Raw genomic sequence first — 17,123 nt, forward strand, 5'->3', positions numbered from 1 at the left:
TCTGGGATTTTAAGGTACGACAAGTGCCTGATTTCTCTACTTTAGATTGGCCTAGTTTACTGGGAGGAGGTCAACTCCCAAACGCACCCGCCGTCGCTACACGGCCGAGTTCAAAGCCGAAGTAGCCCTGGCCGCGCTCACCGAGCGCCAGCCTCTGGCCGAGTTGGCCGCCCACTACCAACTGGCTGTGGCCAAATCAGTCGCTGGGAGCTGCAGTTGCGCCAGCAGGCTGCCAAGGTCTTTGTCGAAGCGTCCGCGCCCGTCGCGGCAGCGCCGGATGTGGAGCCCCTGTACGCCGCCATCGGCCGGCTGCAGATGGAGAACGCGCTGCTAAAAAAAACGCTGGGGCCATGTCAGTAGCCCAGCAACGCGCCCTGGTTGCCTAGCCCGACCCCGGTCATTCGGTGCTGGCCCGCTGCCAAGCCCTGGGCTTGGCGCGCAGCAGTTTCTACTACCAGCCCTGCGGGGAGAGTGCGTATAACCTAGAGCTGATGCGCCTGCTCGACGAGGAGTTTACGCAGCACAATTTCAAAGGTGTGCTCGGCTTGCGCGACCATTTGCGCCTGGCGGGCCACGCCGTCAACGCCAAGCGTGTGCGCCGGCTCGTCCGCTTGATAGGCCACGAACCGGTCTATCCCAAACCGCGTTTAACTATTGCTGGTCAAGGTGTTATCCCCTATCCATGCCTGTTGCGGGACCGCCCGGCCACGGCCCCTAACGAGGTGTGGAGCACCGACATTACCTACGTGCCCATGGCCAAGGGCTTTCTTTACCTAGCCGCCGTGCTCGACTGGCACTCGCGCTACGTACTGAGCTGGCAGCTCTCTAACTCGCTTGACGTGTGCTTCTGCCTCCAGACCCAGACCCTGACCGAGGCCTTGCGCGTGGCCCCGGCTCCGCATATCTTTAATTCCAACCAGGGCAGCCAGTTTACCAGCCTGGCCTACGAACAGGCCCTGCTAGCCGCCGGCTGCCGCATTAGCCGCGATGGCCGGGGCCGCGCCACCGATAACGCCTTTATCGAACGCCTGTGGCGCACCGTCAAATGGGAGCTTACTTAACCCCGCCAACGATGGTCACCACCTGCACCACCAATTGCGGGCTTATTTTACCTACTACAATCACCGCCGACCCCACCAAAGCCTGGGAGGCCAAACGCCCGCCCAGGTCTTCGCACAACCCTCATTCACCCAAGCATAACCATATTACTTAACAAACCCCGCTAAACTGTCCAGTTTTTGGGGAGTAGTACAGCCTACCATTTGATATCAATAGGAGACCCAGGCTATAGACCTAGCGAGTGCGCCGCATTATAGGCGATAATATCATCAAGCCGGGAGTAGCGGCTAATCATGGCATCAGTCTTCTGCTTCGTCTGATTTTTGATAAACTCATTGGACTGTCCGTTGAGCTTGGCCGTGGTGATGAAGGAAGCCCGCAACGAGTGGGCCGAATACTTCTCGCCCAAATGCTCCTTTACAAGCAGATTCACGCGGCGGTCGGATAGCCGGCGGCGCGAGGGCGTGCCCGCTTCGCCGGTTTTGCCCCGCGCCAGCGACACGAATACTGGCCCTGCAGTGCGCCCGCCCAGCAATTCTACCCACGCCTTATAGGCCCGAATGGGGCAGAAAAGCGGATTGGAGGCGTAAAAAACGGCTTTTTGCTCCAACTCCCCGGCCTGATTGGTCTTGCTTTTGGGCAAACTCAGAATCAGCGCCGCATCGGTCAGCTCAATGTGCTCCAAATTTAGGCCCACCAGCTCGGAGCGGCGGAAGGCGCCGGTGAAGCCTATTAAAAGGAGTGCGCGCGCGCGTACACCCTCGGGCCTATTCAAGTCAAGCTCGGCAATGCATTTTTTTAAGTGGGCCACCGAAAACGCCGGCGCCTGCTTCTGCTTTTTACCCACCACGCGGGCCACACCCTTGCGCAGCACGTCTAGGGCCGGCGCGCTGATGGCCGAAGGCAGCCCGAGCAGCTGATGGTTTTTTTCGATGGCAGCCAGGTGCCGGTTGATGGTGGCCAGCTTACGCGGGATGTCAGCCAGGTGCGCCACGTAGCTGGCGAGCGTGGCTACGGCCGCGGGCCAGGGTGTGAACTCATGCTCGGCACAGAACGCTTCGTAACTCCGCAAGTCGGCCGAGTATGCGAGCCGAGTATTTTCTGCACCTTCGAGGCCAAGGGTCAGGTAGCGCCCGACGTTCGGCGCGACTTGGCCGGCCAGGTCGTTGGCCAGCGCCAGCGCCGGTAGGTCGCCGGTCACGGCCGGTAGGTTCTTTTTTCCTGTCGGGGCCATCTGTTTTTTGCAATTGCAAAATCTACTGGTTGCAAATGCGCTCTAAAGGTACAAAAAACTTAGGTCCGATAATGAACAGTTATGGTACCTAAGTTTGAAAACGAAAAGTTGCGATAAGTTAGTTCGGCTCGTCCCTTCTTAAGCCTAGTCACAGTAGGTCTATCAATTTGTCGGCGCTGGCTTTTAGGCTAAACTGTCGCTGTTGTCTCAGGATTTGAATAGTAGTTCTAGCAAGCTTCGTAAAAAAGTAAGCTTGCCGCAGGAAAGCCACTTAGTACTTGCGCTGAACGCCCACCGCTTTAGCTGCCGATAGCCAACTCCCGCAGCCGCTGGTGAAGCGCCGCCTGGTAGGTGTAATCCGCCCCATAGGGCACTGTTCAGGATAGGGCTTCGGCAAAAGCGGGGTGAGCCAGTAGTTCTTGCAACTGCTGCTGGGCATAGCCCCGCGCGCTGGGGTCTGCCTGGCTTAGCTCGGCTTGTAGCTCTAGTCGGTTAGCAACCAGGTGCACGATGTCTTCTAAATCCTGGCTCAGGCGTAGCTTACCCCAGCCGCGGTCCCGCAAGGCAACTAGCTTGGTGCACAGGAAATACACCGCAGCAGCCGAATGGTCGAGTTATCTGGCAGCGTATAGGGCATCGCCTGGGCAAAGCCGACTGCGTACCACGGGTTGCCGAAGCCCAGGATAGCGGGGTCGGTGGGCATCATATCGACGGTTAGCCCCTGGTGGGTCCAGCGACAAATCACGCCCGAGGCCACATCGTTGACGAAGCGCAGGGTGCGCAACTCTTCCTCCAACTGGTAAAAGGCTGGGCGCGGGGCGACTTCGACAAGGCAATCCACGTCCTCCGTGACGCGGGGCTCCGGCGGGCTAGCCGGCGTGGTGCTGTAGAGGTTAACCACGGCCCCACCCACTAAGACGACGCGCTCGCGCAAGGGCCCGAGTGCGTAAGCCACGGCCATGAGCCGGGGTAAGTTGAGGGAGTCGCTAGGCATTGGGAACTGGGGCTAAAGAATCGGCCATAATCTGCTGCTCCAGTAGTTGGCGCGCGAGGTTCACCTCCTGCGGCCGCCCCAGGCGCAGGGCATCGGTGAGGGCGAGCAGGCCGTAGAGTTGCGCATCCTGTTGCGCCGCGGCGGGGGCTTGGGCATAGAGCGGCTCGACGGCTACGCCCCACTGACTGCCAGCGGCCCCCGGCCACACGTAAGCCGGTTCGGGGCCGAACGTCTGACGCAGCGGCGGGGCACTGGCTCCCGTGGCTAGCCCCCGGGCCGGCGCGCCCAGCTGGACGGCAAACGCATAGGGCAAACCGTAAAAAAGAAAGTCGAGTAGGGCGTGGCGCTGCACAACCAGCGCGTGCGGGTCCGCCGCCAGTAGCCGACTAAAGCGGCAACGGGCGAGGGCTTCCGACACTTCCGAGGCACTTAGGTGCAATGCTCGAGCTAAGTCCTTGCCTAGCCAAGCCCGTTGGAGGTTGGCAATCAGCTTGAGCAGCAGTACCACATCCTGGGGGCGGAGACCATTGAATTTGCGCATGATTTTCAATTCGCGTATTGCGAATATAGCACCCAGTAGCTGAAGAAGCCGAGACCGTCGGCTTGTGGCCCCGCGCTTCTACTTTGAGGCTTCTGGATTTATGGTAGCCTTTGCCGAGCACACGTCGGCTTACTGGTAACAGCAGGGCGTGCTCCCGGACCTGGTGCCAGTGCTACTATCACGCTGGTTGGCACGGCGGCAAACTCCATTGTGCAACAGCAGCAGGGCTAAGCATGCTTACGGCCACGCGTTAATTAGGCGAGTTAGCGCGGGGTGGCTACCGGCGGAAAACCGGGACTCGCGAGGCTAGGACGGAGTACCGGTTAATGGGCTCATGATGGGCTCACCAAGAGCCGTTGCCCAACGATAATTCGCTGAATGAGCGCTGTATAAGCACTTTTTGCACTAACTGAATTGGCTCACGATTGGCTCATGCAGTGGGGTTCTGCCAGCCCGGCTTTCGAGGCCACTGCTCGCATTACTAGTAGAAGATACCCTCCGTACATGCGCCAGGAGTTGGGAACTAACATCATCTGTGCTAAACTGGAACCTGCGTTGTCCAAAACTGCTCAGACGAGTAGGCATACCGACTTCGCGATGACCTCGGTTTAGTCAATGGCTTTTTAGTGCGCTCCGCGCGCTGGAAGGTAAGCCCACAAGGGCGCTGGCTAGCGGTGCTGGGTAATTTCCTGGCTCATAAATTCTACCAGCTTTTCCTTGTCACCGGGGTCTCACTAGAGTTCGAGCAGAAACCCCCGCTAAGCTGCTTGCATTAGCAGAAGCCACTCGCATGAAGGCTGCGGAGCCTTCCCAAAATCAGCCAGCGCTTAAGGCTCGCAAAAGATTATAGGAAATAGGACAGCTAGCAACTCCTGCCCTTTCCTCATAAACTTAATACTCTGTGGCTGTTAGGTCTTTACAGTTGACTGTATTTCTTTAGCGGGGTTTTCTGCTCAAACGCTCATGCGACCTCTATTAAAGGTGTTCGGCGAGTCAGGCTACGCCTACGGCCGATGCAAGGTGAGCACGTAGGGCAGCAGCGCGTAGGGCGCGAAGCCTGGCTTGTTGCCCACGGCGAGCAGCCGGCCCACCAGCTTGCCCTCATGAGGAATTACTTTAATTTTCAAGGTGGTCGCCGCATGGCGTAGCGCATCCGGGGCCTCAATCAGCCCGGTGGTGGTCCCCGTAAAGGCGAGGCCTTCTTGCTGCATGTCCGTAATCGGTGCGGCGGGGTGACTGCCCAGCGCCAGCGTGGCCGACTGGCTCGCCGCCAGGTGCAGCCGCACCGGCATGGCGGCCCCGCCATCCGTGAGCGTGCCCTGCCACGGCCCCCCAAAGTCGCTGGTCAGCACAAACGGTGTGGGCGGCAGGTCGGCCGTTTCCGGCAGCGGCTGCCAGTCGGGCAGGTAGCTGGCCAGCACTTGGTTGCACACCTGCTCGGCGAGGGCGCGGCCGTTCGAGCGATTGGTGAGGACCAGGCACGCGAGCTGGCGTGAAGGGACCAGGTACATCAGCGCCGCTACGCCCGGTTGGCCGCCGTTTTTGAGGAGCACGGGCGTGCCCGACGGCAGGTGCCCGACGTTCCAGCCGAAGGTCGGAGCCACGTCGGCGCGCCCCTTCAGCACCGGCTGGAGGAGCTCGTCGAGCCAGCGGTCCGCCAGAATACGGGCTTGGCCCGGGGCCGGGCACTTCATCGTAAACTGCGCAAACCGGGCCAGGTCGTGCACGCTGGCGTACAGCTCGCCCGAACTGGGCGTGGCCGTGGTATAGAACGGAATCGGCTGGCCCCGCTCGTCGTAGCCCACCGCCCGGGCGGGCAATGGGGTAGTTTGAGGCCCAAAAAAACTGTCGTGCATCCCCAGCGGCTGCAGCACGCGGCGCGTCAGCAGCGTCCCGAAATCCGTGCCTGTCACGCGGGCCGCAATGGCCTCCAGGGCGGCAAAACCCAGGTTGCTGTACTCGTAGCACAGGCCGGGTGGAAAGGCTAACTCGCCATAGGCGTGCAACAGCGCCTCCGGGGTGGGTGCCAGGGCCGCTTCCGTCTGAAAGTATTGCTGGAACATCGGCGGCAGCCCGCTGGCGTGGCCCCCCAGGCGGCGCACAGTGGCCCCTGCCACCGGCCCGTTGGTGCCCACCAGCGGACTCTGCCGCAGGTACGTGTTGGCGGGCTCGTCCAGGGCCAGTTTTCCTTCCGCCACCAAGGTCATCAGCAATGTGGTGGTAAACGGCTTGGTGAGCGAAGCCAGGCAAAAGGGGGTACGCGGCGTTGCCTTCACGCCCTTGGACCGATTGGCCCAACCGAAGCCCTCCTGCCACACACTGCGTCCGCCATCGATAACCGCCACCGCCACGCCCGTCGCTTCTTCTTGCGCAATCGCGTGCTGAATGTGGGCGCGTATCGGCCCAAAATCAGGTTGTTTGCCGCCCGGCTTAAAAGCAAAAGAACGGTGCCCGGGTGCACCAACAGCGGGTAGCACGCCGCCAATCGAGGCGGAAAGGAGGGTGCGCAGGACATCCCGCCGGGTGGGAGAAGGAAGCATATCGTTGACGCTCATAGAAAAGCACCGCTAATGTCGAGCCAATAAATACAGCCAGCTCTTCCAGTAGTGGCTCCCTAGCAGATAGATAATGGCTGAGTCGGCTAGGTCCACAATGAATAACTAGACAAAGAAGCTTCTAAGAGCCTATCCGAATAGGTCGTCAGCATGACTGTTCTTTTCCAACCTATTTGGATAGCTTCTAAGTGTTCAGCCGGGCCGGCTACATAATGAAAGTCACGCTGGGCGCATGACATTGCGCATGTCGGGTGCTGCTCGTCACCCAGTCCTTTGTGGAAGAGCCTGCTGCTAAGTTACGTGCTGCCTTGTGTCCATCTCGCCGCTTCTGCTCACTGACTTTTCGGGCCGCGAGGCCCTCGACTACGCTACCACTCTGGCCCAACCGTTTGGGGCGCGGCTGGTGCTGCTGCACGTTCGCCGCGATTCGCTACTTGAACCGCAAGTATTCACTGGCTAAGCAACTGCCAACTCAGTAGTTGCTGTCTGCTCATCGTCCGACGCCGCCCTGCCGCCGCAGCTTGGCCGCCGGCTAAGGAAGCAAGCGTAAGGGTCCTCCTTGCCGCTGCGCTAACAGGAATTTATGCTGAACGGCAAGCAACGCTTCATCTGCCAATCCTGCGGCCGTACGAGCCGCAGGGAACTGCTAAAACAACCAAACGATAACAAAACCTGGCAAAAACTGCCGGCTCGGGCTTTACGGCCACCTCAACCGCAAGTGAGGTAATCAAAGGAGATGCTTAAGACTACCCTACTTGCTTGCAAAACCAATGTTCAAGTTAACCAGTCCGTTAAATCATGAAACGTATTTATATTCTATCAGTCATGTTACTGCTGTTCAATGGAATTGTAACCAATGGCTTTGCGCAAAGCAAAACTGATGCGGTCATCATGCTGAACGGAACAAAAAAAGAGGGAAAAGTAATTGTAGTTCAAGCAACTACCGTCAAGTTCAAGCATGCCGGGGAGGAGCTCGAGTACGAGCTGAAAAAAGAAGAAATCAGCAAAATTCAATTTGCTACCGGGCGCTTTGAGGTAATCAATGAGGCCCCACCAACTGCCGCATCTCAAGCCGCACAGCCTGCCCGGTCTGCTGCAAGTGCGACGGACCATAAAAACAAGCTAGCGGTATTGCCTTTCCAGTTTGTCACCAATGATTCCGGGTTTGAATCCGGCCAGATGGGCAAGCAATTGCAAGCTGATTGTGCCAGCTCTTTTCGTAAAAACACGTCCAGCGTACTCGTTCAGGACCCGCTAACTACGAATAGGCTGTTAGCAAAAAGCAAAATCGACATGAATGACCCCGCCGTCGTCGACCCTGAGGAGTTGGCTGCCGTGCTCGGGGTGGAGTATGTCGTATTTAGCAAAGCGGATATAATGAACAAAGGCACTAGTAGTACCGGGAGCGCCGTAACCACTTACAAGGATAAAGAGAAACAAAACCGGGATAAAAATAACCGGGACAAAAAAGCGACGGGCACGGCTGTAACGAGTACTAGTGCCATCACCTCCATAAATTACGAGACCAAGGTTGCCCTAACTATCTATACCGACCAAGGAAGCTCGTATTACGCCAAGTCTAAAAACGCGTTTGGCAACGAAGCAGATTCGTATTCAGGTTCCTTGGATTACCTGATTAAGCGTACCCCTTTCGGTAAAAAAGGCCGGTAATTCAGCCAATCCAACAAGTTAGTGAGGGCCTAGGCGCTGTCGTAGCAACTGCCACGCCGGCTCATTCTTTGCCGCGCGCCGTGAATTTGGTGCTCCCGCTACACCGGAGCGGCTACCATGTGCTTTTTTATTCACTTCACAACAAATTTCATGAAAAATCTCAAATTGTTTGCAGCAGTTGCTGCTTTCTCTTCGATTCTGTTTCTCAGTTGTGAAAAAGAAATGGATGGTCCGACTAGCCCGATTAACCCGATTTTAGATAAAGTGGAGCCAACTCCCTGCAATGTTGTCACGCCTGTCAATCTCTGGCTTGGTAAGCAATTTGCTGGTTGGAGTCCAGCGGCCAATAAAATTCTTACTAGTGAGGAGGTGGCCAAGATGGCTATTTTTCTTTCCGTGTTTTTTGAAAACAGTTCTGCAAACCAATATTATGGGGTTAAGGGGGAATACACCGTCCAGTTAACTAAAGGCTTTGAAGACCTGAAGCGTTTTTGGGACACTAAGTCGGACAACATCATTCTAGTCGCAGCGCATAGTGCCGCGCTGCAGGACCGGAATAAAATTTTTATAATGTATAAGGCCGAATATCGATACAGTGATGTAAAGGCTAATTACTACGCTGACTCGATAACCACTTTACTGAAAACCTATCCGGAGTACCTTAATGGGAATCATCCTTTTTTTACTTTCAATGGCTATGCCCACCAGGAAAAAAACTATCCTGTTGTTGGTCAAATTCAGGATAAAATTGTTTTTGGTGATGGCCTTTTGCAGGCTTTTGATGCGATTGGGTACGGCGATATTGCTCCGCAAGCTATTCTGGCCCATGAGTTTGCGCACCACATTCAGTACAATTTAGGTATAAAAGATTATGCTATCCCACTAGCCCCGGAAGGTAGCCGCCGCACCGAGCTAATGGCCGATGCGTACGCCGCGTACTTCCTCACGCACGCCCGGGGAGCAGTTCTGCCGTTGCAGCGTGTGCAACGAGCCGGGGAGGTGTTTTCTAATCTTGGTGATTGCGTGTTTGCGCTTAAAGAGCACCATGGTACTCCTACCCAAAGAAAGGCAGCCACCGCGTGGGGGTATAAACTGGCTGCCGACGCACAGGACCAAAGTTCTATTTTACCCAGCAGAGAATTTGCGAGACTATTTGATGCAGAATTGAAAAATATTGTTAAAAATTAGGCAGTGGTCTAAAATAATGTGATTGACGCGTTATGCTGGTCAATGACGATTTTGATGCGGGCGTGGTGCATGCTCAATGACTTGCTGAACGAATCAGAATTTGCGCACGAGTACACCGTAGCGCTGGCGCAAGGAGCAGTTGAGGGCTTCGACCACGTTAGTTTGGCCGGCCTCGTCACGCCGGTACGCGTACAGCGGTAGCACGGCGGCGTAGGCCGGCCACTCGTCGGTATGGTACCAGCAGTGGCAACGGTAGCGGGCCGGCAACGCGGCCCAGAGCCGGCGGCAGGTGGCCGTGCCGGGGGTGCCCAGCACCCAGGCCACGATGCGCCGGCTGGCCCTCTCCAAGGCCAGCCACAGCCACACTTTTCGCCGTTTGCGGCCCATAAACGTCCACATTTCATCAAGTTCAAGCACTTCCCAGCGCTTGCGTTGGGCTTTTTTGGGTCGCAGGCGCGGTAGGGCCGGGGACGCTTGCGCAGCTTTTTTTTGCCAGTTTAGCCACGGTCATGCGCGAAACGCCGGTGGCTCGCACGGTACTGCGCTGCGAGTTGCGCTCAGCCAGCAGCTTTTCCACTTGCGCGTAGCTGGCCGCCCGTGCCGGGGCTGCCGGCTGCAAGTAGCCCTGGTAGCCGCAAGCGGTGCATTGGTATTTGGCTCGTCCGCTATTGCTGCCATTTTTGCGAACATGCTCACTTGAACAGCGCCCGCACAAGTGAACCGTGATTATCATATCGCCAATACGCTATGCACATGAGGCTAGACCACCGCCAAAAATTTGTCCTCGGCACCGGGCAGCTTGGTTGTGGTAAAGACGCTTGATACGGTGTCGTTGAAGGAATGCAGGAGCTGGGCATCGGCCTGGAGGGCCGGAATGAGGGCCGCTTGGTTGGGGTTAGCCTGGTTTAGTCGAAGCTGGTATAGGATGTACTGGTCGGGTTTGGCTCGCAAATTCTGCGCCCCGATATTGCTATTGGGCGTGGGTACCGAGCTTAGATGTAAGGGAGCGGGCGGAGTGGGTACTTCTTCGTCTTGCGCGGCCATCGGGAGGGGATTAAGGGTTAGCAGAAAGCCGAAACTAACGGGGGCTCTTCACCGGAGCCACGTCCCTCCCGATGCTACCAGGCCATTGCCGGAACAGCGTCAGCTAGGGGTTCGACGCGACGAAACTAGCGGCCCCTCCCAAACGCCTGGCGAATACTTGACCAATGGTCAGAAATAGGGTCTGAGGTGCCGCTCCGGTACACGAACGGCGCCTAAAAAGGGCCCCTCGAACCCATGGAGCCTGCTCAGGTTTCTAGAAAAGACGCAAGTGGATTGGCCGCATTCTCCACTCAACCGCAAGCTTGCCCAGGCTTACCACATAGCTTGGTTATTGAAGTAGACAAACTAAACCGGACAGCAAGGGTCCAGAAAGTCCGCCTGGGCAAACCACCAGCCCCACGTTGCCGGGCTTAGGTGCCGAGCCATGTAATGATGCACGGAGTGACCATGCCGCTCCAGCAGATAGCGGGCGAACAAAGAGGAATCGTAGCGGCCAGGAAAGGCCTTCTTGGACGACAGTGCCTCGTAGAGCACTTGTTTGCGCTGCCAGAGCAGTTGGTCAGCAAACGTCACTGCGCACTGGTCCGCTTGGCGATAATAATTCAACTCGGCAGTTACGTCTTGCTCCGGCAGCGTTGGCCGGCTAGGCCGAGGTACCGCGAAGAGACTACGCTTGGGAGTATTCGTAGTAGCCATATGGGGGTTGCTCAAGAGTCAAAGGCAGGCTTGTTGGCTGGGCGCAGTTCCTACCAGTGCGCCCGGCGCAGCTTCTCGGGCTGCAACACCCGGATGTTCTTGGGCGTCAGTTCAATCAAACCGTTTTGGTTGAACTCGCTCAGGGTGCGGATGAGCGATTCGGGGGCCGTGCCCACCATGGCGGCCATGTCATCGCGCGTGAGCTGGATGCTAGCGGCCGGGTCGTCGCTGGTTTGGGCGTGCAGGTGCAGCAGGGTGTCGGCCACGCGGCGGCGGATGGAGTCGTAGGCCATGGCCAATAACTGCTGCTCGCGCTCGCGCACGCGGCCCGCCAGCAGGCGGATAAACTGCTGGCCCACAGCCGCATTGCGCAGCAATAATTGCCGAAAGTCATCGGCCGGAATGTAGACCAGCTCGGCATCGTCTAGGGCCACGGCCGAATCGCCGTGGGCGGTGTGCTCCAGCAGGGCCAGGTAGCCGAAAAACTCGCCGGGGCCGTAGAGGCCGGTTATCAGCTCCTTGCCGCCGTCAGTGGTTTTCACGGTTTTTACCCGGCCGGCTTGCACGAAGTAGACGCGCGCCGGCTCGTCGCCCTCGTGGTAGATGTCCTGCTTGCGGCGCACGGCGTGGGCGCGGCGGTCGGCCGAGAGGCCTTCGAGCTGGCCCACGGCGCGGGCATCGTCCAAGAACTCCCCTAGGCCGCTGGCGCGCAGGTCGTAGTCGGGCTTGAGGTGCTGGAAGCGGGCCAGCCGGCCGCTAATGGCGCTCAGCAGCTCCGTCTCGCTGAAGGGCTTGGTGAGGTAGTCGTCGGCCCCCAGCTCCATGCCGCGGCGCTGGTCGGTGCGCTCGGTTTTGGCGGTGAGAAAGATGAACGGCACGCCCGCGAGCTGCGGGTTTTGGTTGAAAATGTGCAGCACCCCGTAGCCGTCGAGCACCGGCATCATAATGTCGCAGATAACCAAGTCGGGCTTTTCGGCCAGCGCGTGTTCGACCCCGAGCTTGCCGTTTTCGGCGGCTTGCACGGCGTAGCCGGCCAGGGTGAGCAGCTCGGCGGTGTTTTCGCGGATAAACGCATCGTCCTCAATCAGCAGAATCGATTTCATAGGGAATGGTGACGGTGACGGTAGTACCCTGGCTCAGCGTGCTTTGCAAATCAATCGTGCCGCCCATTAGCTCCAGATAGCGGGCGATGATGTAGAGCCCCAGTCCAGTGCCGGGCACGGTGCTGACGTTGCGCGCCCGAAAAAAGCGCTCGAACAGGTGGGCCTGGTCTTCGGGCGAAATGCCCACGCCCTGGTCGGCCACACTGACCACTAGCTGGCTATCACGGCAAGCGGCCTGCACGGTCACCACCGAGTTTTCGCCCGAATACTTGAGGGCATTCGAGAGCAAATTCACCAAAATCTTGCGCAGCAGTGACGAGTCGAGCCGAAACGGGTCGGGGCAGGCCACTTGGCGCACGATGGTTTGGCCGGGCTTGCGCAGGCTCTGCACATCGGCTAGGGTTTCGGTCAGCAGCGTGTTCAGGTCAAAGGTGGCGGAGTGAGTTTCAACCTTACCCTCCTCGATGCGGCCCACGGAGAGAAACTCTTCCAGAATGGCATTCAGGTGGTTGACGGAGGTGTGGATGCGGTCGAGGTGCCGCAGGCGCTGAGGCTGCTGGTCGCCGCCGGGGTACTTGCCGATGAGCGTGGCCGAGGTGAGCACCGCCGTGAGCGGGGTGCGAAACTCGTGCGAGGCCATGCTCACGAAGCGCGACTTGAGCTCGCCCAGCTCCTGCTCGGCGGCCAGAGCCAGGGTCAGTTCCTGGCCGCGCTTTTCGAGTTGCTCCAGGGTGCTGAGCAGGGCGTGGGTGCGGTCGGCCACTTTCTGCTCCAGGTCGGCGTTGAGGCGAATAACGTGCTGCTGCTGGGTAAGCAGTTCCTGCTCAGCGGCGTGCTTCACCGTCGTATCCAGGATGTAGGCCACCACGTAGAGCTCTTCATCGAGGTAGAAGTAGCTCAGGCTCACCTCGACCGGAAAGACTGAGCCGTCCTGGCGTTGGCCATCCAAGGCGCGGTGCGCGCCCATGCTGCGCACCTGCGGGTCGTGGTTGAAGGAGGCGCGCAGCTGCTCGTGGTGGAGACCAGCGGCATCGGGCACCAGCATCTCGATGCGCTGGCCCAGCAGCGTGGCCTGCGAGTAACCAAACAGTTCGCCGGCTAAGCCATTGGCCGACACCATGATGCCACTCCTGTCGCAGACGATGATGCCGATGGTGGCGTTGGTAAACACGGCCTCAAAGCGGCGCACGCTGTGGGCCAGCGCCCGCTCGGCCCGCTGGATGGGGCTCTGCGCGGCCATGCACACCAGCAGCGCGGGCTGGCCCTCTGCCTCAAAATAGGTGAGCCGCAGGTAGGCCTGCACTGGCTCGCCGGTGTGGCGCCGGATGGCGGCCTCCTGCTCGTGGTGTCCCTCACGCTGGGTCAGTTCGCAGAGGGTACGCCACTCGTCGGTGGTCCAGGGTGGGGAGCGCAGCGAGTGGTCGGGGTCGGCCAGAAACTCGGTTTCCGAGGTGTAGCCCAGCAGCTGCACCGCCGCCGGATTCACCTGCGTAAACCACCCGAGGGCCACATCATAGATGCCCACAAACTCGCGCGAGTGCGTGTAGAGCAGGTTGGCGAGCGCGGGGGTGTAGGGAACGGGCAGCATGGGTAGGCGGGGCGGGCTAGGGCAGGATATCCGACAAAGGTCGACCTTAATGAGGCAGCAAAACCTGATAAAAATCAGGTGGTTGGGGTACCAAACGTCATGCCGGCCGGGTAGCTGGGGCCAATACTTTTGCGTCCTCCTCTATTCCCTAGCCGTGTCCGTTACCTCCCTGCTTGCCGAAACCGGCACCATCGCCCGGTTTGCGGGGCGGTTTTTCCGCGAGGGATTTCGGCCGCGCTACGAGGTGCAGGAGTTTCTGTATCAGTGCTATGCCATCGGCTACCAGTCGCTGCCGCTGGTGGGTATTACGGGCTTCATCATGGGGCTGGTGCTCACGCTGCGGCTGCGGCCCACCATGGTGCAGTTCGGGGCCGAGTCGTGGATTCCGGTTATGGTGGGCCTCACCATCATTCAGGAGCTGAGCCCCATCATCACGGGCCTGATGGTGGCCGGCAAGGTGGGCTCCAACATCGGGGCCGAGCTTAGCTCGATGCGCGTGACCGAGCAGATTGACGCCATGGACGTGTCGGGCACCAACCCCTTTAAGTACCTGGTGGTCACGCGGGTGCTGGCGGCCACGCTCATGGTGCCGGTGCTCACGCTGCTCTCCGATGCCATCGGGCTGTTTTCGGCCTTTGTGGGGGTCAATATGCAGGGCTCGACTACGCTCATGCTGTTTATCAACCACATAGTGGGCCGGCTCACCTTCGGCCAGGTGCTGCCGGCGGTGATAAAAACCTTCTTTTTCGGCTTCGCCATCGGTCTCATTAGCTGCTACAAAGGCTACTACGCCAGCAACGACACGGCCGGCGTGGGCCGCGCCGCCAATTCGGCCGTGGTGGCTGGCTCGCTGGCCGTGTTCCTGCTCGACCTGGTGGCCGTGTTGGTGAGCACGGCGCTGGGGCTTATTTAACTATCAACCAGGTAATTGCCTTGTTTTTTATGCTCCCCACCCCTGCTCCCGCTGCTGCCGTTGCCACCCCGCCCGCCCCGGCCGGGGCCGTGCTCACGGTGGCCGGTGTGAGCCTGACCTTCGGCGAAAACCACGTGCTGCAAGACTTTTCGCTGACGCTCAACCGGGGCGAAAACATCGTGGTCATGGGCAAGTCGGGCGCGGGTAAGTCGGTGCTTATCAAGTGCATTATCGGCCTGCTGCGGCCCGATGCGGGCACCATCACGGTGCTGGGCCAGGACGTGGGGTCCCTCGACCACGCCGGCCTCGACCGGCTGCGTACTAAGCTGGGCTTCCTCTTCCAGAGCAACGCCCTCTACGACTCCATGACGGTGCGCGAAAACTTGCTTTTCCCGCTGCGCCGCCAGTGGCTGGCCCACACCCCGGCCCAGGAAACCGAACTGGTGAAGCAAGCGCTGGAAGACGTGGGCCTGGCCGACACGGCCGAACTGCTGCCCGCCGCCCTCTCGGGCGGGATGCGCAAGCGCATCGCGCTGGCCCGCACCCTCATCCTGCGGCCCGACATCATTCTCTACGACGAGCCCACCACCGGCCTCGACCCCATCACGGGCCGCGAAATTGACCACCTCATCCGGGCCGTGCAAACCAAGTACAACACCTCGGCCCTCATCATCTCGCACGACCTGGCCTGCGTGCGCCTCACCGCCGACCGCGTGGCCCTGCTCGCCGAGGGCCGCTGCTACGCCGAGGGCACCTACGCTGAGGTGAGCGCGAATGCCGACCCGCAGGTACACGACTTTTTTGTCTGATTGTCAAAGAATTATAAAAAACAAAAGCCGTCATACTCATCTGGTGGCCACGCAGTGAAGCATCTCTATCGCTTGTTCCAAGCCATTCAACGAAGCGGTAGAGATGCTTCACTGCGTGGCCGCCAGATGAGCATGACCCGTATTTTTTAATCGGAATATACATTCCTCTCCCCAATTATGCCCCAAAACTCCCCCGGTAATACCGTGCGCCTTGGCCTGTTTATGGTGCTAGGCGTCGGCTTTTTGCTGGCGCTGCTGTACCTGATGGGCCGCCAGCAGAATCTGTTCGGCCGCAGCGTGGTGGTGCGGGCCGATTTTCGCAACGTGTCGGGCCTGCTCACGGGCAACAGCGTGCGCCTGGGCGGCATCAACGTGGGCAGCGTCAAAGCCATTGACCTGCTGAATGATAGCACCGTGCGCGTATCCATGAGCCTGAGCAAAGATGCCGAGGGCTTCGTGCGCCAAAATGCGGTGGCCACCATCGGCACCGACGGGCTGGTGGGCAACACCATCATCAACCTCACGGCCCAGGCCGCCCCCGCCCCGGCCGTGCAGGCGGGCGACGTGCTGCGCACCAAAACCCCGGCCAGCATCGACGCCATGCTCGGCACGCTCGACATCTCGAATAAGAACCTGGTGGTCATCACCCAAAGCCTGCGTCGGATGACTACCAAGCTCGACACCAGCGCCCTCTGGCAATTGCTGAATGATAAGCAATTACCCGCTAATGTGCGCCAAAGCCTGGGCCACATCGTGGCCGCCAGTGCCCAATTGCAGCACGCCGCCACCGATGCCGCGCAACTCACGCAAGGTGTGCGCCAGGGCCGGGGGCCTCTGGGCTACCTCGTGACGGACACCAAATTGCCTGCCCAGCTCGGGCACGCCGGCCGGCAGCTGGCCAGCACCACCGACACGCTGGCCGCCACCGTGGCCGGCCTGCGGCACCAACTACTGGCCGGCCGCGGCCCCGTCCACACGCTACTGGCCGACACGGCCGCCGCCCGGCAGGTGCGTCAGAGCCTACGCAACGTGCAGCAGAGCACCCAGAAGCTCGACCAGAGCATGACGGCCTTGCAGCACAACTTCCTGCTGCGCGGCTATTTTAAGAAGCAGGCCAAGCAAAAAGCCCGGGCGGCCGCCGACTCAGCGGCTCACCTAGGGCGGTAGCAGGAAGCTGATTAAACGAAAGCTACCGTTAACCTTAAGTCGATTAGTATGATACATATCAACTACTTGCGCCTGAATAGTCATACCGGGGGGCACGGAAAAATGGTAGTTTTACCGCTAGCTACTTTTTCTGCTGTAAGCCGCTCGACCGCCATGCCTTTAGCTACCGCTTTGCCTAATTCTTCCCCGGCCGCCGAGGCCACGGTGCTGCTGGTGCTGCTGCCGCCCGTGGGCACGGCCCAGCCGGTACGGGCAGCCACGCTGGCGGCGCTCCAGGCCTTGCAGCAGCGGCTGGGGAGCGTCATCCGGGTGCTGACCGTGGACGAGGGCAGCTACCCGGTGGTGGTGCACAGCTTTGCGCCCGTCGATTTGCCGGCCTTTGTGCTGGTGCGGCGCGGCGTGGAGCTGTGGCGCCGGCAGGGCCTGCCCGAAGGCGAGTTTATCGTGGCGGAGCTACTGAGCAAGCTCGCGCCGCCCGGCGCGGTGGAGCCAGCGGCCGGCTAGGCGCAATCGGGTGTTTTTTTGCACTCAAAATCAGCTGATAATCATGCTTAGTAGTGC

Annotated in this window: 19 protein-coding genes; 9 read left to right on the forward strand and 10 right to left on the reverse strand. The window is 59.5% G+C overall.

All coding sequences use genetic code 11. The features are described from left to right. The first annotated feature begins 404 nt into the window (after positions 1-404). Both ACYVGC_RS22840 and ACYVGC_RS22845 read left to right on the forward strand, forming a co-directional pair. The gene (locus ACYVGC_RS22840) at positions 405-1,061 is read left to right on the forward strand and encodes an IS3 family transposase (protein ID WP_460586155.1); all 657 of its coding nucleotides are present in this window, start codon (positions 405-407) and stop codon (positions 1,059-1,061) included. Then, positions 988-1,200 carry an integrase core domain-containing protein gene (locus ACYVGC_RS22845; protein WP_460586156.1) on the forward strand — a complete coding sequence of 71 codons (213 nt, stop codon included), beginning with the start codon at positions 988-990 and terminating at the stop codon, positions 1,198-1,200. Before ACYVGC_RS22840 ends, ACYVGC_RS22845 begins: the two co-directional genes overlap by 74 nt. An 85-nt stretch (positions 1,201-1,285) precedes the next feature. Here ACYVGC_RS22845 and ACYVGC_RS22850 read toward each other — a convergent pair whose 3' ends face one another. The 5 genes from ACYVGC_RS22850 to ACYVGC_RS22870 all read right to left on the reverse strand — a co-directional run bounded on the left by ACYVGC_RS22850 (position 1,286) and on the right by ACYVGC_RS22870 (position 6,368). Further along, a complete protein-coding gene (locus tag ACYVGC_RS22850) occupies positions 1,286-2,293 on the reverse strand; it encodes a site-specific integrase (protein ID WP_460586157.1) in 1,008 nt (335 codons plus the stop codon). 377 nt (positions 2,294-2,670) lie between these two features. Next, entirely contained in the window at positions 2,671-2,856 is a 186-nt protein-coding gene (locus ACYVGC_RS22855; protein ID WP_460586158.1) for a hypothetical protein, read from the reverse strand. A 5-nt stretch (positions 2,857-2,861) separates the two neighbouring features. Then, a complete protein-coding gene (locus ACYVGC_RS22860; protein ID WP_460586159.1) occupies positions 2,862-3,287 on the reverse strand; it encodes a hypothetical protein in 426 nt (141 codons plus the stop codon). Further along, complete coding sequence (locus tag ACYVGC_RS22865) at positions 3,280-3,828, reverse strand: hypothetical protein (protein ID WP_460586160.1); 549 nt, start codon at positions 3,826-3,828, stop codon at positions 3,280-3,282. The genes ACYVGC_RS22860 and ACYVGC_RS22865 overlap by 8 nt, the downstream gene beginning before the upstream one ends. 1,004 nt (positions 3,829-4,832) lie before the next feature. Beyond that, positions 4,833-6,368 carry a serine hydrolase domain-containing protein gene (locus ACYVGC_RS22870; protein ID WP_460586161.1) on the reverse strand — a complete coding sequence of 512 codons (1,536 nt, stop codon included), beginning with the start codon at positions 6,366-6,368 and terminating at the stop codon, positions 4,833-4,835. Between the two features lie 325 nt (positions 6,369-6,693). On the opposite strand from ACYVGC_RS22870, the gene ACYVGC_RS22875 reads away from it, so the two are divergent. The 3 genes from ACYVGC_RS22875 to ACYVGC_RS22885 all read left to right on the forward strand — a co-directional run bounded on the left by ACYVGC_RS22875 (position 6,694) and on the right by ACYVGC_RS22885 (position 9,242). Then, a complete protein-coding gene (locus ACYVGC_RS22875) occupies positions 6,694-6,843 on the forward strand; it encodes a hypothetical protein (RefSeq protein ID WP_460586162.1) in 150 nt (49 codons plus the stop codon). A 338-nt stretch (positions 6,844-7,181) separates the two neighbouring features. Further along, the gene (locus tag ACYVGC_RS22880; protein WP_460586163.1) at positions 7,182-8,054 is read left to right on the forward strand and encodes a hypothetical protein; all 873 of its coding nucleotides are present in this window, start codon (positions 7,182-7,184) and stop codon (positions 8,052-8,054) included. Between the two features lie 150 nt (positions 8,055-8,204). Then, positions 8,205-9,242, forward strand: a complete 1,038-nt coding sequence (locus ACYVGC_RS22885) for a hypothetical protein (protein WP_460586164.1) — start codon at positions 8,205-8,207, stop codon at positions 9,240-9,242. 93 nt (positions 9,243-9,335) lie between these two features. Here the strand turns inward: ACYVGC_RS22885 and ACYVGC_RS22890 are convergent, their stop codons facing one another. The 5 genes from ACYVGC_RS22890 to ACYVGC_RS22910 form a co-directional block, all read right to left on the reverse strand. After that, on the reverse strand, positions 9,336-9,629 hold the full coding sequence (locus ACYVGC_RS22890) for an IS1 family transposase (RefSeq protein WP_460586165.1): 294 nt from the start codon (positions 9,627-9,629) through the stop codon (positions 9,336-9,338). Between the two features lie 22 nt (positions 9,630-9,651). Continuing rightward, positions 9,652-9,975, reverse strand: coding sequence for a transposase (locus ACYVGC_RS22895; protein ID WP_460586166.1), 324 nt, complete (start codon positions 9,973-9,975; stop codon positions 9,652-9,654). 26 nt (positions 9,976-10,001) lie between these two features. Then, positions 10,002-10,286: a hypothetical protein gene (locus ACYVGC_RS22900; protein WP_460586167.1), complete on the reverse strand. Its 285-nt coding sequence runs from the start codon at positions 10,284-10,286 to the stop codon at positions 10,002-10,004. Positions 10,287-11,032: 746 nt separating this feature from the next. Next, positions 11,033-12,085 carry a response regulator gene (locus tag ACYVGC_RS22905; RefSeq protein ID WP_460586168.1) on the reverse strand — a complete coding sequence of 351 codons (1,053 nt, stop codon included), beginning with the start codon at positions 12,083-12,085 and terminating at the stop codon, positions 11,033-11,035. Further along, positions 12,063-13,673, reverse strand: coding sequence for a sensor histidine kinase (locus ACYVGC_RS22910; RefSeq protein ID WP_460586169.1), 1,611 nt, complete (start codon positions 13,671-13,673; stop codon positions 12,063-12,065). The genes ACYVGC_RS22905 and ACYVGC_RS22910 overlap by 23 nt, the downstream gene beginning before the upstream one ends. A gap of 154 nt (positions 13,674-13,827) precedes the next feature. Between ACYVGC_RS22910 and ACYVGC_RS22915 the strand changes: the two genes are divergently transcribed. The 4 genes from ACYVGC_RS22915 (at position 13,828) to ACYVGC_RS22930 (ending at position 17,066) form a co-directional block, all read left to right on the forward strand. Further along, positions 13,828-14,586 carry an MlaE family ABC transporter permease gene (locus ACYVGC_RS22915; RefSeq protein ID WP_460586170.1) on the forward strand — a complete coding sequence of 253 codons (759 nt, stop codon included), beginning with the start codon at positions 13,828-13,830 and terminating at the stop codon, positions 14,584-14,586. Positions 14,587-14,615: 29 nt separating this feature from the next. After that, the gene (locus ACYVGC_RS22920) at positions 14,616-15,395 is read left to right on the forward strand and encodes an ABC transporter ATP-binding protein (RefSeq protein ID WP_460586171.1); all 780 of its coding nucleotides are present in this window, start codon (positions 14,616-14,618) and stop codon (positions 15,393-15,395) included. Positions 15,396-15,572: 177 nt separating this feature from the next. Next, complete coding sequence (locus ACYVGC_RS22925; protein ID WP_460586172.1) at positions 15,573-16,562, forward strand: MlaD family protein; 990 nt, start codon at positions 15,573-15,575, stop codon at positions 16,560-16,562. Between the two features lie 171 nt (positions 16,563-16,733). Beyond that, positions 16,734-17,066, forward strand: a complete 333-nt coding sequence (locus ACYVGC_RS22930; RefSeq protein ID WP_460586173.1) for a thioredoxin family protein — start codon at positions 16,734-16,736, stop codon at positions 17,064-17,066. Positions 17,067-17,123 lie beyond the last annotated feature (57 nt).

This window comes from Hymenobacter arcticus, assembly GCF_054779975.1.

Bases quoted from the DNA above. Each gene is read 5' to 3' on its own strand.
- ACYVGC_RS22925 (WP_460586172.1), top strand. From the start codon at position 15,573: ATGCCCCAAAACTCCCCCGGTAATACCGTGCGCCTTGGCCTGTTTATG.
- ACYVGC_RS22850 (WP_460586157.1), bottom strand. From the start codon at position 2,293: ATGGCCCCGACAGGAAAAAAGAACCTACCGGCCGTGACCGGCGACCTA.
- ACYVGC_RS22860 (WP_460586159.1), bottom strand. From the start codon at position 3,287: ATGCCTAGCGACTCCCTCAACTTACCCCGGCTCATGGCCGTGGCTTAC.
- ACYVGC_RS22885 (WP_460586164.1), top strand. From the start codon at position 8,205: ATGAAAAATCTCAAATTGTTTGCAGCAGTTGCTGCTTTCTCTTCGATT.
- ACYVGC_RS22905 (WP_460586168.1), bottom strand. From the start codon at position 12,085: ATGAAATCGATTCTGCTGATTGAGGACGATGCGTTTATCCGCGAAAAC.
- ACYVGC_RS22870 (WP_460586161.1), bottom strand. From the start codon at position 6,368: ATGCTTCCTTCTCCCACCCGGCGGGATGTCCTGCGCACCCTCCTTTCC.
- ACYVGC_RS22895 (WP_460586166.1), bottom strand. From the start codon at position 9,975: ATGATAATCACGGTTCACTTGTGCGGGCGCTGTTCAAGTGAGCATGTT.
- ACYVGC_RS22880 (WP_460586163.1), top strand. From the start codon at position 7,182: ATGAAACGTATTTATATTCTATCAGTCATGTTACTGCTGTTCAATGGA.
- ACYVGC_RS22910 (WP_460586169.1), bottom strand. From the start codon at position 13,673: ATGCTGCCCGTTCCCTACACCCCCGCGCTCGCCAACCTGCTCTACACG.
- ACYVGC_RS22890 (WP_460586165.1), bottom strand. From the start codon at position 9,629: ATGGGCCGCAAACGGCGAAAAGTGTGGCTGTGGCTGGCCTTGGAGAGG.
- ACYVGC_RS22845 (WP_460586156.1), top strand. From the start codon at position 988: ATGGCCGGGGCCGCGCCACCGATAACGCCTTTATCGAACGCCTGTGGC.
- ACYVGC_RS22920 (WP_460586171.1), top strand. From the start codon at position 14,616: ATGCTCCCCACCCCTGCTCCCGCTGCTGCCGTTGCCACCCCGCCCGCC.
- ACYVGC_RS22865 (WP_460586160.1), bottom strand. From the start codon at position 3,828: ATGCGCAAATTCAATGGTCTCCGCCCCCAGGATGTGGTACTGCTGCTC.
- ACYVGC_RS22900 (WP_460586167.1), bottom strand. From the start codon at position 10,286: ATGGCCGCGCAAGACGAAGAAGTACCCACTCCGCCCGCTCCCTTACAT.